Below are 14,692 nucleotides of genomic sequence, written 5' to 3'. Positions count from 1 at the left end.
CGTCACCGTCCGCGCCGCGCGGGCGCAGGCTCTGGGTGATCGTCGGAGCGACCGGCACCGGCAAGACCGACCTGTCGCTGCGCCTCGCGCAGCACCTCGGCGCAGAGATCGTCAACGCCGACGCGATGCAGGTCTACCGCGGCATGGACATCGGCACGGCCAAGCTTCCCGAGGGCGAGCGCCGGGGCATCCCGCATCACCTCTTTGACGTGCTCGACGTCACCGACGAGGCTGCGGTCGCCTGGTATCAGGATGCCGCGCGCACCGCGATCGGCGAGATCTTCGCGCGCGGGCGCGACGCCGTGGTCGTCGGCGGGTCGGGTCTGTACGTGTCGAGCGTCGTCTACGACTTCCGCTTCCCGCCGCACGACGACGCGCTGCGCGCCGAGCTCGAAGCCGACCTCGAGCGGGACGGCGCATCCGCCCTCTTCGCCCGGCTGCGCGAGATCGACCCCGCGACGGCCGCGCGGATCGACCCGCGCAACCGGCGGCGCATCGTCCGCGCCCTCGAAGTCGCGGCGCAGGGGTCGGCGGGGCACGGCGCGGCGCTTCCCGAGGCGCCGGTGCTCTGGCATCCGGCGACCACGATCATCGGCGTCGAGGTCGAGCGTGCGGCCCTCGTGGAGCGGCTCGACCAGCGTGTCGAGCGGATGTGGCGCGACGGCCTGCTCGACGAGGTGGTGCGGCTGCGCGAACAGGGGCTCGAGCGCGGTGTGACGGCGGGGCGTGCGATCGGTTACGCGCAGGCGCTCGCAGAGCTGCGGGGCGAGCTCACCCGCGGCGAGGCGATCGCTCAGACGCAGGCGCTGACGCGGCGCTACGCCCGGCGTCAGGTGTCGTGGTTCCGCCGGTATCCCCAGATTCGGTGGGTGCGCCCCGATGTGGATGCCGCCGACCTGGCAGACTCGGCGGGATGAGTATCCAGATCCGACAGTTCGAGCTCGCCGACACGGAAGCCGTCGTCTCCCTCTGGCAGGAGTCCGGCCTCACGCGGCCCTGGAACAACCCGTATCAGGACATCAACCGCAAGCTCGCGGTGCAGCCCGAGTTGTTCCTCGTCGCGACAGACGGCGCCGCGATCGTCGGCACCGTGATGGCCGGCTACGACGGACACCGCGGCTGGCTGTACTACCTCGCGAGCACGCCGGCGCGACGTGGCCAGGGGATCGGGCGTCTGCTCGTCGAGCGCGCCGAAGAACTCCTGATCGAGATGGGATGCCCCAAGGTGCAACTCATGGTGCGACCCGAGAACGTCGAGGTGCACGACTTCTACGCGTCGCTCGGGTTCGAGCCCTTCGAGGTGTGGGTCACGGGCAAGCGCCTCATCGCCGACTGACCCCGTGCGGGGTCGCTCTCGCCCGTCGGGCATCGCAGTGGCGCCCGCGACCACCTCGGGCGCGCTGAGCTGGTCCAGGGCGCCACCCGTTTCGGGGGCATCCCATTCAGGTGGCGCGCCCGACCACCTCGGGCGCGTTGAGCTGGTCCGGCGTGCCACCCGGGTGCTTGGCATCCAGACTTCAGCGGGAGATTTTGATGGCGTGGATGCCTAGGTCGCGGCCCTCGAGGGGCGCATTTGCGCCAACCGTTTATTGCCACCCACGTGTACATCCAGGGGAGTGGCGCCCGCGACCACCTCGGGGCCCTGAGCTAGTCCGGAGCGCCACCCGTTGCGAGGGCATCCCATTCAGGTGGCGCGCCCGACCACCTCGGGCGCGTTGAGCTGGTCCGGAGTGCCACCCCTTTGCCGGGGCATCCCATTCAGGTGGCGCCCGCGACCATCTCGCGGGTGTTGAGGTAGTCCGGCGCCACCCCGCTGTGGGGGCATCCGAACTCCGTGGCGCGCCCGCCGAAGTTGATGGCGCAAATGCGCACGTCGCATCGCGCGAGGGGCGCATTTGCGCCATCCACTTGTGTCACCCCATCTGTGCCACCCCAGCTGCGCGTCCAAGGAAGTGGCGCCCACGACCACCACGCGCCCCATGAGCTGGTCCGGAGCGCCACCCGCATGCCGAGCGGCGCCCGCGCCAGCTGCGACCACCCGCGCCGCCCCGCGCGCCGCCACCTAGACTTGTCGCGTGGCGACGATCGACTTCACCAAGGGCCAGGGCACGGGCAACGACTTCGTGATCGTGCCCGATCCCGACGGCGCGCTCGACCTCAGCGACGACCAGGTCGCGGCCCTCTGCGACCGCCGGTTCGGCATCGGGGCCGACGGCACGCTGCGCGTCGTGCGCTCCGCCGCCCTGCCCGAGGGGGCTGCCACACCCGACGCGGAGTGGTTCATGGACTACCGCAACGCCGACGGCTCTGCCGCCGAGATGTGCGGCAACGGCATCCGCGTCTTCGCGAAGTACCTCGTCGAGACCGGCCTCGCCTCGATCGACGACGCCCCGCTGCGCATCGGCACGCGCGCGGGCACCAAGACCCTCACGCGCAGCGACCTCGGCTTCGAAGTCGACCTGGGCCGGTTCGTCGTGGACGAGTCCGACGTCGTCGTCCGCGCGCGCGGTCTCGACGTCGCCCGCCCCGGCGTCGGCATCGACGTCGGCAACCCGCACGTCGTCGTCGCGCTCGGCACCGAGGGCGAGCTCGCCGGCCTCGACCTGACCGTCGCGCCGATGCTCGCACCCGTGCCGCCGCACGGCGCGAACATCGAGTTCGTCGTGCCCGCCGACCCGCTCGTGCACGCGGGCGTCGGCGCGATCCGCATGCGTGTGTTCGAGCGCGGCGTGGGGGAGACCCTGTCGTGCGGAACGGGGGTCGCGGCATCCGCCCTCGCCGTTCGGCACTGGGCCGGTCCTGCGGCGCCGGATGCCTGGCGCGTCGACGTTCCCGGCGGGACGCTCGGCGTCCGCGTGGTCGATGCGCCCGATGGCCCGCACGTGCTGCTCAGTGGTCCCGCGACGCTCGTCTACAGCGGCGCGGTCGCCCTCGCCTGACGGGCGCCGACCCAACAGTCGACCGGCGGGCAGGATGCCCCCGCGTCACTCCCCGACGATGGGCAGCGGCTCGGTGCGCAGGTCGCCGTGGTGGCGCACCTTCAGCACGCGGAAGCCGCGCGCCGTCGCGGCGCGGGTGACCGAGTAGCCGTGGTCGAAGCTCGCGCTGAGCCAGCGCTGCAGCGAGTCCGAGCCGAGGTTGCGCTGCACGACGAGCCATGCGTCGCTGCGCTCATCGAGGCGAGGGATCCAGCGCTCGAGCAGCCCGTGTAGCTCGTTCTTGCCGACCCGGATGGGCGGGTTGGAGCGAATCGTGCGGAACGTGACGTCGTCGGGAACATCGTCGGGCAGCACGGCGTTGACATTGTCGAGGCCCCACTCCGCGGCGTTGCGACGGACGAGGTCGAGAGCGCGCTCGTTGACATCGACGGCCCAGACCGTCGCGTGCGGCGACGCGATCGCGACACTCAGGGCGATGGGACCCCAGCCGCAGCCGAGATCGAGCAGATGCCCGCCGGGAGGCGGTGGGGGCGTGTTCGCCAGAAGCACGGCGGTGCCCCCGTCGATGTGGTCGGGGCTGAATACGCCGCCAGCGGTCGTGACTTCGCCGCTGCGACCCGCAAGGGTCACGGGGATGCGGCGCAGACGCTCAACGCTGGACGGGGTGGCACTGAAGTAGTGGTCGCTCCCCATGCTGCGAGCGTACCCGAGCCGCGTCCCGGCGCGGGAGACTAGACTGCAAGGCTCAGTACGAAAAGGACCGAATGACAGACACCACAGGCACGACCGGCATCACCGACACCACGAGCATCACCGACAACACGGATGCCGTGGGCGACAGCGACGTCGCAGACACCGCGCACCACCCGATCGACCCCGTCGACCGCGTGCTCGCGCGCGCGGGCGCACGGTCGGGCATCCAGGTCTTTGGCGCCCAGGCGCTGCAGGACGAGTCGACCGTGTCGTACGCCGACACCGACGGCGACCAGTGGGATCGCGAAGAGCGTGCCGCGCTGCGCCGCGTGCCCGGCCTGTCGACCGAGCTCGAGGACGTCACCGAGGTCGAGTACCGCCAGCTGCGCCTCGAGAACGTCGTGCTGGCGGGCGTGTATCCGCAGGGGTCGCACGAGGATGCCGAGAACTCGCTCCGCGAGCTCGCTGCGCTCGCCGAGACGGCGGGCGCCGTCGTCCTCGACGGTGTGCTGCAGCGGCGTCCCCACCCCGATCCCGCCACCTACATCGGCCGTGGCAAGGCCGCCGAGTTGCGCGACCTGGTCGCCGCCGTCGGCGCCGACACCGTCATCGCCGACACCGAGCTCGCCCCGAGCCAGCGTCGTGCGCTGGAGGACGTCGTCAAGGTCAAGGTCATCGACCGGACGACCGTGATCCTCGACATCTTCAGCCAGCACGCGAAGAGCCGCGAGGGCAAGGCCCAGGTCGAACTCGCCCAGCTCGAGTACCTGCTGCCGCGCCTGCGCGGCTGGGGTGAGTCCATGAGCCGCCAGGCCGGTGGTCAGGTCGGCGCGGGCGGTGCGGGCATGGGCTCGCGTGGTCCGGGTGAGACCAAGATCGAGCTCGATCGCCGCCGCATCCGCACCAAGATGGCGCAGCTGCGCCGTCAGCTGCGCGACTTCGCGCCCGCGCGCGAGGCCAAGCGGGCCGAGCGCAAGCGCAACACGATCCCGGCGGTCGCGATCGCCGGCTACACGAACGCGGGCAAATCGAGCCTGCTCAACCGGCTCACCCGTGCGGGCGTGCTCGTCGAGAACGCGCTGTTCGCGACGCTCGACACCTCAGTGCGCCGTTGCGAGACCACCGACGGTCGCGTGTACACGCTGACCGACACCGTCGGGTTCGTGCGCAACCTGCCGCACCAGCTCGTCGAGGCGTTCCGTTCGACCCTCGAAGAGGTCGGCGACGCCGACGTTATCGTGCACGTCGTCGACGGCTCGCACCCCGACCCGGCGGCGCAACTCGCGACCGTCCGCGACGTGATCGGCGACGTCGGCGCGCGTGACCTGCCCGAGATCGTCGTGTTCAACAAGGCCGATCTGATCGACGCCGACACCCGGCTCGTGCTGCGCGGACTCGCCCCCGACGCGCTTTTCGTGTCGTCGCGCACGGGCGAAGGCATCGACGAGCTGCGCGAGACGATCGAGCGCACGCTGCCGCTGCCGGCCGTCGAGATCCACGCCGTTGTGCCCTACGACCGCGGCGACCTCGTCTCGGCGGTGCACGAGCATGGCATCATCCTCAGCCAGAACCACGGACCCGATGGCACGATCCTGCACGCGCACGTCCCGGCGATCCTCGGGGGCAAGCTCGCACCGTACGCGGTGTGAGGCCGCGCGGGCGCGCCAAGTCCGCAGACTGTCACGAACTCCGCAGGATTTCTGTGAAATCCTGCGGAGTTCGTGCGATTCTGCGGAGTTCGTGGCGGGTCGCGTGCGGTTCTGCGGAGTTCGTGCCGGCTCAGTCGAGCGTGATCGGCGGGATGCCCGGGGTCTCGAACCCGAAGACAGCGCCCAGGAACGCCAGTTCGCTCTCGCGCGCGTGCACGACGGTCTCCGCGCGGCGGAAGCCGTGGCCCTCGCCCTCGTAGAGGACGTACGCGTGCGGCACTCCGTGGGCAGCGAGAGCGTCGCGGATCGCCTCGGACTGCGCGGGCGGCACGACGGCATCCTCCGCACCCTGCAACAGCAGCAGCGGCACGCGGAAGCGCTCGGGGTGGCTCAGTGGTGATCGTTCGCGATAGAGGGCATCGGCTTCGGGCAGCGGCCCGATGAGTCCGTCGAGATAGTGGGCTTCGAAGTCGTGCGTGTCCTCGGCGAGGGCGCGGGCATCGCCGACGCCATAGCGCGAAATCCCCGCGGCGAACACGTCGGTGCCCACGAGGGCGCCGAGCACCGTCCAGCCGCCGGCGGAGCCGCCGTCGATCGCGAGGCGCGCACCGTCGGCAAGTCCGGCGGCGACGAGGCCGGATGCCGCGGCGGCGACATCGTCGACATCGACGACGCCCCACTGGCCGCGCAGCCGCTCGCGGTAGGCCCGCCCGTACCCGGTGGAGCCGCCGTAGTTGACGTCGAGCACGCCGATACCGCGGCTCGTGAGGAACGCGGTGCGGGCATCCGCGACGCCCGCGACGTGCGCCGTCGGGCCGCCATGGACGAACACGACGTACGGCGGCAGCTCACCGTCGGGGCCCGTGACGTCGGGATTGGTCGGGGGATAGTCGAACGCGTGCACGTCGCCGTGCGGCCCCGCGAAGGTCACGGCGCGGCCGGTCGGCATCCACCCGGCATCCATCCCCGCACCACCCACCACGGGCGTCACCGCGCCGTCTGCCGTCACGAGCCACAGGCCCGCCCCCGCGGGGCCGGCTCCTGTCACGAGCAGGCGGTCGGCGTCCGCGTCTTCGATCACGAGACGCGACGTCGCGGGCAGGTCGACGGGCTGTGTGCGGCCGTCCGGCTCGATGATGACCAGTTCGTCACTGCCGTTCGTGCGGATCGCCGCGATCCGGTCGCCCAGCAGCGCGTACCAGCGCAGTCCCAGCGACCACAGCCCGCCGCCCGTATCGGCGTCGGCGGGGGCGAGTGGCTCTGCCGCGTCGGCGCCCACGCGCCACAGGTTCCAGCGCCCGGTCGGCTCGTCGATCACGACGAGGTCGCCGCCCGCGGTCCACTCCGGCTGGAGGGCAGCGGCGCCCGACGTCACGGCATCCCACGATGACACCGTGCCGTCCGTGATCTCGCCGACGCGGATCTCGGTGCGATCCCACGGCATGTCGGGGTGGTTCCACGCGACCCACGCGAGCCACGTGCCGTCGGGTGAGAGGGCGGGCTGAGCGACGAAGTCGCTGCCGCTGACGAGCTCGGTGACGGATGCCTCGCCGGCGCTCACCTCGATGCGCACGATCGCGCGATGCCACCCGTGCTCGCTCTGCCGTTCCTGCACCGCGAGCAGGGCGCCGTGCTGCCAGCGCAGGCCGCCGTAGGAGGTTCCGGGCTCTTCCGCCGTCAGTGCGCGCGGCGCGTGGCCCGGGTCGAGCAGCCACACCCGCTGATCGGTCTTCTCTACGAACAACAGGCGGCCGTCGTCGGTGGCGGTCCACGCGCCGCCGCCGTACTCGTGCACGCGCGAGCGGGCGCTCCACGGCGCGGGAAGGAGCGTCTCGACCTGTCCTGACGCCGTGCGCCGCAGCACCGCCGTGCGGCCCGCTTCGGCGGGAAGAGACTGCCCCCACCACACCTCGTCAGAGGCGAGGGCGGCACCCTCGAATCGGGGCGATGCCTCGGATGCCCAGCGTGCGGACAGCGGCGAGGGCCAGGAGCCGTAGGGGAGCGTGATCATGCCCTCACGCTAGCCGCAGCTGAAACATCGCGTCACACAGCCCGCCACACGAAGCGGACCCGGCGGCGCCGGCCCTAGAGTGGTCCCATCGACGCCCGGCATGTGCCGGGCAGGAGCGACAGCCGAGCCCGGCACCCGCCCGCGATGCCTCACGGCCCTGCCGTGACGCATGCGGCCGCCCGGCCCCTTCCCCTGTCCGTTCCCAGTGAGAGACGTCCCGATGACCTCCGCCGTCGACTCCGGCGCCACGACGCCGATCTCGTTCGAGATCTACCCGCCGCGCTCCGACGAGGGCCTACCCGCCCTGTACACGACGATCGGTGCGCTCGCCGCCGTGCGCCCGCAGTTCATCTCCGTGACCTTCGGGGCCGGAGGCTCGACGCGCGGACGCTCGCTCGACGTGCTGACGCACATCCTGCACGCCACCGACGTGCCGCCGCTCGCGCACCTGACCTGCGTCGGCAGCAGCTACGCCGAGGCGAACGCGATCATCCGCGAGTTCCTGGATGCCGGCATCACACGCTTCCTCGCGCTGCGCGGCGACCCGCCCGCGGGGACGTCCGAGGACGACGTCTTCCTCGGTGACCTGGAGTCGGCCGCCCAGCTCGTCCAGCTCATCGGGCGCGTGCAGGCCGAGCGCGCCCCGTACGCGGAAGAGCTCGTGCCGGGCGTCCCGGGTGCTGCGCGCGTCGGCCGCCGCGAGCGGGTGCAGATCTCGGTCGCGGCATTCCCGAATGGGCATCCGCGATCGCGGCATGCCGGGGAAGACATCGACGCGCTGCTCGCGAAGCAGGCCGCGGGCGCCGAAGCGGCGATCACGCAGCTGTTCTTCCACGCCGACGAGTACCTCGGATTCGTGGACCGCGCGCGCAGCGCGGGGGTCACGATCCCGATCCTGCCCGGCATCATGCCGATCACCACGCCGGGCCGGCTGCGCCGCGTGCTCGAGCTGACGGGGGATCCATCTCCCGCGGCGCTCGCGCAGGCGCTGGATGCTGCAGACTCGCCCGCCGCGCAGCGTGCCGTCGGCATCGCTCACGCGGCCGACCTCGCGCGTCAGGTGCGCGCCGGTGGCGCCCCCGGCGTCCACCTGTATGCCTTCAACAACCACGAGACGGTGCTGGCCGTGCTGCATGAAGCAGGACTTCGAACCACCGCCTCGCACGACCCGTACGACCACGCGATCTAGGAGCTGTGACTGTGACTGTGACCTTCCCCGCCGGGACGATTCTCGGCTACCCCCGCATCGGCCGTGACCGCGAGCTCAAGCGCGCCGTCGAGCGCCACTGGCGCGGCGACCTCGACGAGGCGGGGCTCGAGACCGCCGCGGCGCAACTGCGCCGCGAGACGCGTGAGCGCCTCATCGCGCTCGGGCTGGGTGCGTCCGACTCGTCGATCCCGGAGTCGTTCTCGTTCTACGACCAGGTGCTCGATGCGGCGCTCACGGTGGGCGCCCTGCCCGAGCGCTTCGCCGATCGGCGGGCCGCCGACGGCAGCATTCCGCTGTCGGCATACTTCGCCGCCGCGCGCGGCGAGGGTGAGCGCGCGCCGCTCGAGATGACGAAGTGGTTCGACACGAACTACCACTACCTCGTGCCCGAGATCGGCCCTGAGACCCAGTTCTCGCTGGCATCCGACCGCTTCGTGGCGCAGGTCGCCGAAGCGGCTGCCGACGGTGTCGTCGTGCGCCCCGTCATCGTCGGGCCGGTCACGCTGCTCGCGCTGGCCAAGGCCACGGATGCCGCGCCCGCGGGCTTCGCGCCGCTGTCGCGGCTGGAGGACCTGCTGCCCGTGTTCGCGCAGCTGCTGCAGCGGCTCGCCGCGGCCGGCGCCGCGTGGGTCCAGCTGGACGAGCCCGCGCTCGTCTCCGAGAGCCTCCCGTCGTCGCCCGCAGAACTCGCGGATGCCGCCGCACGCGCATATGCCGTGTTGGGCGCGACCCCGGATCGCCCCGAGATCGTGGTCGCCGCCGGCTACGCGCAGCTGTCGCCCGAGGCATGGGCGGCGCTTGCAGCCACGCCGATCGAGGCGATAGCGATCGACCTGCACCGCGGCGCCGTGCCGGCCGCCGTGCCGGGCCTGGCGGACAAGACCCTCGTCGGCGGTGTCGTCGACGGCCGCAACATCTGGCGCGGCGACCTGTCGCGTGCGTGGGAGCGCCTCGACGCCCTGCGCGGACTCGGCGCCCGCGCCGTCGCCGCGACCACCTCGACATCGCTGCAGCACGTGCCGCACGACGTCGAGATCGAGACGGCGCTCGACGAGCGACTGCGCAGCTGGCTGGCATTCGCCGACCAGAAGGTCGCCCAGGTCGCGACCCTCGCGCGTGGCCTGGCGGACGGCGCCGAGGACATCCGCCCCGAGCTCGACGCGGCCTCCGCCGCGCTCGCCGACCGCCTGTCGGCGCCGGGCGTGCGCGACGGCGCGGTCCGCGAGCGGACGGCAGCCGTCGACGGCGCGCTGCGTGATCGCGGCGACTACGCGGCACGCGTGGCGGCGCAGGATGCCGCGATCGATCTGCCCGCGCTGCCGACCACGACGATCGGCTCGTTCCCGCAGACCGGCGACATCCGGCGTGCCCGGGCCCGTCACGGCAAGGGCGAGATCGGCACCGAGACGTACGAGCAGTTCCTGCGCGACGAGATCGCGCGCGTCATCGACCTGCAGGAGGACCTCGGCCTCGACGTCCTCGTGCACGGCGAGCCCGAGCGCAACGACATGGTGCAGTACTTCGCCGAGAACCTCGACGGGTTCGCGGTGACGCAGCAGGGCTGGGTGCAGTCGTACGGGTCGCGCGCGACGCGCCCGTCGATCCTGTGGGGTGACGTGTCTCGGCCTGCCCCCATCACGGTCGACTGGTCGGTGTTCGCCCAGTCGCTCACGGCCAAGCCGGTCAAGGGCATGCTGACGGGCCCGGTCACGATCCTGGCGTGGTCGTTCGTCCGCGACGACCAGCCGCTCGGCGAGACCGCCGACCAGGTCGCGCTGGCCCTGCGTGACGAGATCGCCGATCTCGAAGCTGCAGGCATCCGGATCATCCAGGTCGACGAGCCGGCCCTGCGCGAGCTGCTGCCGCTGAAGAAGGATGACCAGCCGGCCTACCTCGACTGGTCGGTGGGGTCGTTCAAGCTCGCGACGGCCGGTGCCGCGCCCGCGACGCAGGTGCATACGCATCTGTGCTACTCGGAGTTCGACGTCGTCATCGACGCGATCGCCGCCCTTGACGCCGACGTCACCTCGATCGAGGCGGCGCGCAGTCGCGGCGACGTCATCGACGACATCCGCACCTCCGGCTTCACGCACGGCGTCGGCCCGGGCGTGTACGACATCCACTCGCCGCGCGTGCCGTCGGTCGACGAGGTCACGGCTCTGCTGCAGCGCGCCGCGGATGCCCTGCCGCTGCGCCAGGTGTGGGTCAACCCCGACTGCGGGCTGAAGACGCGCGGCTACGACGAGACCGTCGCCTCGCTGCGCAACCTCGTCACCGCGACCCGCGCCGTGCGCGACAGCATCGCGGGCTGAGGGTCAGGACTGCTCCAGCCCGTCCTGCTCGTCGGGGCGGCGCTGGAGCAGCTCGGCAAGCCACCAGACGAGCAGCGCGATCACGAGAACGAGCACGATCTCGCCGAGCGTGATCGGGCGCAGCGCCAGCAGCCACACGATCGCGAGCACCGCGATGACGGTGCGCACGATCACCCGCTGCGTGTACAGCCACTGTCCCGTCGCGCCCGTATCGATCCCGCGCGACAGCAGCGCCCCGCGGATGCCGACGTTGAGCGAGCCCAGGCCCCGGCGGATCGCCTGCGCACCGCGCCAGCGTCCGCACGTCCACGCGATCACCACCACGACAAGGCCGATGACGGCGAGGATCGCGGCGGTGTGCGCCATTCCGGCAGACACCTGTTGGTAGATGACGCCGAGGGCCGACGGTGAGAGGTCGATCTGTGCGGCGACCGACCCGATGACGGCCGCACCGACCGAGAACCCGATCGCGAGCGCGCCGCCGCCGATGAGCAACCCGCCGCCCGCGCCGAGCAGCGCCGTCGACCGGCGCCGCGCGATGAGGATGCCGACGAGGAACAGGGCGAGGGCGACCAGGGGCAGCCAGAACCCGACCGTCGTTGAGACGGCGTAGCCGGTGCGGATGAATGACAGGTTCTCGCCCGTGCCGATGATCACGACGCGGTCGACGGCCGGGATCAGGCTCGCCGCGCCGACGCCCTGATCAGTGAGGTTCTGCTTTACGCGCTCGACGATGGCACCGAGTTGGATGCCGACGCCGTCAGAGGTGCGCACGACGATCCCACCACCGTCGGAGGTCGCCGTCGTCGTGAGTGCACGGTGCGCGGCGCGCGTCGCGGTCGCCCACACGTCTGCGAAGGCATCCGAGGTCACGACGCGCGTCACCGCGCGGTCGACGAGCCCCTCCAGGCCGTCGGCGGCCGGCTGCTTGAGCAGTCCCAGGGCCGAGATGGCGGCCGGCGGCAGATCGAGTGTCGCGACGCCGTCGATGACGTTGGTCGTGAGCTGCAGGAAGTCGACCTGGGTTGTGATGGCATCCATCGTCTCGTCGATGATCATCGACTGCACGGCGGAGTCGGCGGCGAGCGGCGCGAGGGTCGCCGTGAAGCTGTCTTCGTCGACGAGCTGCACGCGTGCCCACGCGGCCACGATCGAGACGGGCACGAGGATTGCGGCCAGCACGATGCAGATGGTCGACACCCATGCGCGCCAGCGTCCGGAGGAGGGGCCGGATGCCCGACCGCTTGCGCGCAGCTGCGCGTTCTCGGCCTCCAGCGCGGCGACGCGCGCGGCGAGGTCAGTGGTCGCGGTGTCAGCGGGGGCGCTCATGGCCACATTGTGGCGGATGCCGCGGACTCGCGACAGCGCGGCAGCGCCGCCGCCGTGCCACGCTCACCCGGCGGGGGTGGGGATTCAGACGGCGCGCAGCACCGCGACGACCTTGCCGAGCACGACGGCGTCGTCGCCGAGGATCGGCTCGAAGGCGGAGTTGCGGGGGAGCAGCCACGTGTGACCGTCGCGCTGACGGAACGTCTTGACGGTCGCCTCACCGTCGAGCATCGCCGCGACGATGTCACCGTTGTCGGCGGTGGGCTGTGAGCGCACGACGACCCAGTCGCCGTCGCAGATCGCGGCGTCGATCATCGACTCGCCGCTCACCTTGAGCATGAACAGGTCGCCCTTGCCCACGAGCTGGCGGGGCAGCGGGAAGATCTCCTCGACCTGCTGGTCGGCGGTGATCGGTACGCCGGCGGCGATGCGACCGACCAGCGGCACGAGAGCGGCGTCCCCGACCGACGGAGCCTCGTCGGCGGGGTTCTCGGTCGATGCGCCGGGCAGATCGATCAGCACCTCCATCGCGCGCGTCTTGCCGGCGTCACGGCGCAGGTACCCGCTGAGCTCGAGCTGGTTGAGCTGGTGGGTGACGCTCGAGAGCGACTTGAGTCCCACCGCGTCGCCGATCTCGCGCATGCTCGGCGGATACCCGTGCCGCGCGATCGATCGCTGGATGACCTCGAGGATCGCCAGCTGCTTCTCGCTGAGGCTCTTGCGCCGGCGCGTCTGCGGCTTTTCCATGGCCGAACTCCTTTTGGTCGCGGCCTCCGGACGGGTCTCGTCTTCGAATGTCGGAGGTCGGTGATGGGGTCTAGGTATCGAAACCGTATCCGGTATCGATCGAGTCGTCGGGCAAGCATCCGCGTGTCGCGTTCGATTCGTTTCCGATCCGGATGCCACTTGACATCCACACTGTATCGAAGATAGCTTCGGAAGAGAACTTCGTACCCGACTCTCCCGGCCGAGAGTCGGGTGCGAAGATCTCGACATCCGAGGCAGTGTCCTGAGGAGGAACCGTGACCACCATCGACATCACCGCCGCCGCGAGCTTCGCGCCCCGCGTCACCTCGACGCGTCTGCGACTGACCGCGCGCGGTCGTCGCGTGCTCGCCTTCCTCGCCGCCGTTCCTGCGATCGTCGTGCTGAGTCTCGCGATCCTCTCCGGGGGTGGCGCGCTCGCCTCCAGCGAGACGGGTGCCCCTGCGGGCACGTTCACCGAGGTGACGGTCATGCCCGGCGACACGCTGTGGTCGATCGCCGAATCGGTCGCCCCGGACGCCGACCCGCGCGATGTCGTCGACGAGATCATCCGCCTGAACGCGCTGTCGTCGGCGTCGCTCGTCGCGGGGCAGAGCCTCGCGCTGCCGCTGGAGTACTCGGCCGGCCGCTGAGCGTGGGCGGCCTCGAGCAGGGCTCGACCCGATGGTCCGCTCTACGATGGTCGTGTGAGTGCGAGTCTCGACGACCTACCCCTTAGACCCGATCTGCGCGGCCTGACGCCCTACGGCGCGCCGCAGGCGCCGCTGCCGGTGGCGCTGAACGTCAACGAGAACACGCACCCGGTGCCTGAAGAGGTCTCGGCCGACATTCTCGACTCGATCGCCCGTGCACTGCATGAGGTCAACCGCTACCCCGATCGCGAGTTCACGGCGCTACGCGAGGGTTTCGCCGAATACCTCGGGCACGGCTTGACCGCCGACCAGATCTGGGCCGGCAACGGCTCGAACGAGGTGCTGCAGCACCTGCTGCAGGCGTTCGCGGGGCCGGGGCGCACCGCCTTCGGGTTCGCGCCCACGTACTCGATGTACCCGCTGCTGACCCGGGGTACCGGCGCCGACTACGTCGCCGGTACCCGCGGCGTCGACTACACGCTGTCGGCAGAGGATGCCGCGGCACAGACCGATCGCGCACAGCCCGACGTCGTGTTCCTGTGCGCGCCGAACAACCCGACCGGTACGCCGCTCGGTCTCGACGTGATCGAGGCGGTCTACGACGCGACCGACGGCATCGTGATCGTGGACGAGGCCTATCAGGAGTTCGCCCCGCGTGACTCGCGCTCCGCGCTGATGCTGCTGCCGGGGCGTGAGCGCCTCGTCGTCTCGCGCACCATGAGCAAGGCCTTCGCCTTCGCCGGCGCCCGCGTCGGGTATCTGGCGGCCGATCCCGGCCTCATCGACGCCCTGCGGCTCGTGCGCCTGCCGTACCACCTCAGCGCGCTCACGCAGGCCGCGGCATCCGCAGCACTGCGGCACGCGCCCGCCATGCTCGCGATGGTCGACGACATCGTCGCGCAGCGCGACCGCATCACGGCGACCCTCGACGCCCTCGGCTACGAGCCGTTCGAAAGCTGGACGAACTTCGTCCTGTTCGCGGGCGTCGAAGACCCGGCGGCCACGTGGCGCGGCCTGTACGACCAGGGCGTGCTGATCCGCGACGTCGGCATCCCGCGCAGCCTGCGCGTCACGGCCGGCACAGAAGCCGAGTCGACCGCGTTCCTCGACGCGCTCGCTTCGCTCGGCCCCGGCGGCGCCCGGGCCTGACAG

The 14,692-nt window shown here is 71.4% G+C and carries 12 protein-coding genes; 8 read left to right on the top strand and 4 right to left on the bottom strand.

The features are described 5' to 3' along the window. Nucleotides 1–35: 35 nt before the first annotated feature. From miaA to dapF, 3 genes are all read left to right on the top strand, one after another. Nucleotides 36–917: a tRNA (adenosine(37)-N6)-dimethylallyltransferase MiaA gene (gene miaA / locus BGO46_RS08195; RefSeq protein ID WP_292678621.1), complete on the top strand. Its 882-nt coding sequence runs from the start codon at nucleotides 36–38 to the stop codon at nucleotides 915–917. Beyond that, nucleotides 914–1,336, top strand: coding sequence for a GNAT family acetyltransferase (locus BGO46_RS08190; RefSeq protein WP_292678618.1), 423 nt, complete (start codon nucleotides 914–916; stop codon nucleotides 1,334–1,336). The genes miaA and BGO46_RS08190 overlap by 4 nt, the downstream gene beginning before the upstream one ends. Before the next feature lie 739 nt (nucleotides 1,337–2,075). Then, a complete protein-coding gene (gene dapF, locus BGO46_RS08185) occupies nucleotides 2,076–2,939 on the top strand; it encodes a diaminopimelate epimerase (protein ID WP_292678616.1) in 864 nt (287 codons plus the stop codon). A 45-nt stretch (nucleotides 2,940–2,984) separates the two neighbouring features. Here dapF and BGO46_RS08180 read toward each other — a convergent pair whose 3' ends face one another. Beyond that, nucleotides 2,985–3,632 carry a methyltransferase gene (locus BGO46_RS08180; protein ID WP_292678613.1) on the bottom strand — a complete coding sequence of 216 codons (648 nt, stop codon included), beginning with the start codon at nucleotides 3,630–3,632 and terminating at the stop codon, nucleotides 2,985–2,987. 71 nt (nucleotides 3,633–3,703) lie between these two features. On the opposite strand from BGO46_RS08180, the gene hflX reads away from it, so the two are divergent. Next, nucleotides 3,704–5,281 (top strand): GTPase HflX, encoded by a 1,578-nt coding sequence (hflX, locus tag BGO46_RS08175; protein WP_292678610.1) that lies wholly within the window; start codon nucleotides 3,704–3,706, stop codon nucleotides 5,279–5,281. Between the two features lie 130 nt (nucleotides 5,282–5,411). Here hflX and BGO46_RS08170 read toward each other — a convergent pair whose 3' ends face one another. Further along, the gene (locus BGO46_RS08170) at nucleotides 5,412–7,292 is read right to left on the bottom strand and encodes a prolyl oligopeptidase family serine peptidase (protein WP_292678607.1); all 1,881 of its coding nucleotides are present in this window, start codon (nucleotides 7,290–7,292) and stop codon (nucleotides 5,412–5,414) included. A gap of 220 nt (nucleotides 7,293–7,512) precedes the next feature. Between BGO46_RS08170 and BGO46_RS08165 the strand changes: the two genes are divergently transcribed. Further along, nucleotides 7,513–8,481, top strand: a complete 969-nt coding sequence (locus BGO46_RS08165; protein WP_292678604.1) for a methylenetetrahydrofolate reductase — start codon at nucleotides 7,513–7,515, stop codon at nucleotides 8,479–8,481. Nucleotides 8,482–8,486: 5 nt separating this feature from the next. After that, entirely contained in the window at nucleotides 8,487–10,814 is a 2,328-nt protein-coding gene (metE, locus tag BGO46_RS08160; RefSeq protein WP_292678602.1) for a 5-methyltetrahydropteroyltriglutamate--homocysteine S-methyltransferase, read from the top strand. Nucleotides 10,815–10,817: 3 nt separating this feature from the next. Here the strand turns inward: metE and BGO46_RS08155 are convergent, their stop codons facing one another. Beyond that, on the bottom strand, nucleotides 10,818–12,143 hold the full coding sequence (locus BGO46_RS08155) for a hypothetical protein (protein WP_292678599.1): 1,326 nt from the start codon (nucleotides 12,141–12,143) through the stop codon (nucleotides 10,818–10,820). 84 nt (nucleotides 12,144–12,227) lie between these two features. Further along, on the bottom strand, nucleotides 12,228–12,890 hold the full coding sequence (gene lexA, locus BGO46_RS08150) for a transcriptional repressor LexA (RefSeq protein ID WP_292678598.1): 663 nt from the start codon (nucleotides 12,888–12,890) through the stop codon (nucleotides 12,228–12,230). Between the two features lie 275 nt (nucleotides 12,891–13,165). Here lexA and BGO46_RS08145 point away from each other — a divergent pair, with 275 nt between their 5' ends. Both BGO46_RS08145 and BGO46_RS08140 read left to right on the top strand, forming a co-directional pair. After that, nucleotides 13,166–13,540, top strand: a complete 375-nt coding sequence (locus tag BGO46_RS08145) for a LysM peptidoglycan-binding domain-containing protein (RefSeq protein WP_292678595.1) — start codon at nucleotides 13,166–13,168, stop codon at nucleotides 13,538–13,540. 54 nt (nucleotides 13,541–13,594) lie between these two features. Further along, nucleotides 13,595–14,689: a histidinol-phosphate transaminase gene (locus tag BGO46_RS08140; RefSeq protein ID WP_292678593.1), complete on the top strand. Its 1,095-nt coding sequence runs from the start codon at nucleotides 13,595–13,597 to the stop codon at nucleotides 14,687–14,689. The last annotated feature ends 3 nt before the right edge of the window (nucleotides 14,690–14,692 follow it).

It is taken from the genome of Microbacterium sp. 70-16 (assembly GCF_001898315.1).
Taxonomy (GTDB): Bacteria; Actinomycetota; Actinomycetes; order Actinomycetales; family Microbacteriaceae; genus Microbacterium.
This window is presented reverse-complemented; position numbering and strand designations above follow the sequence as displayed.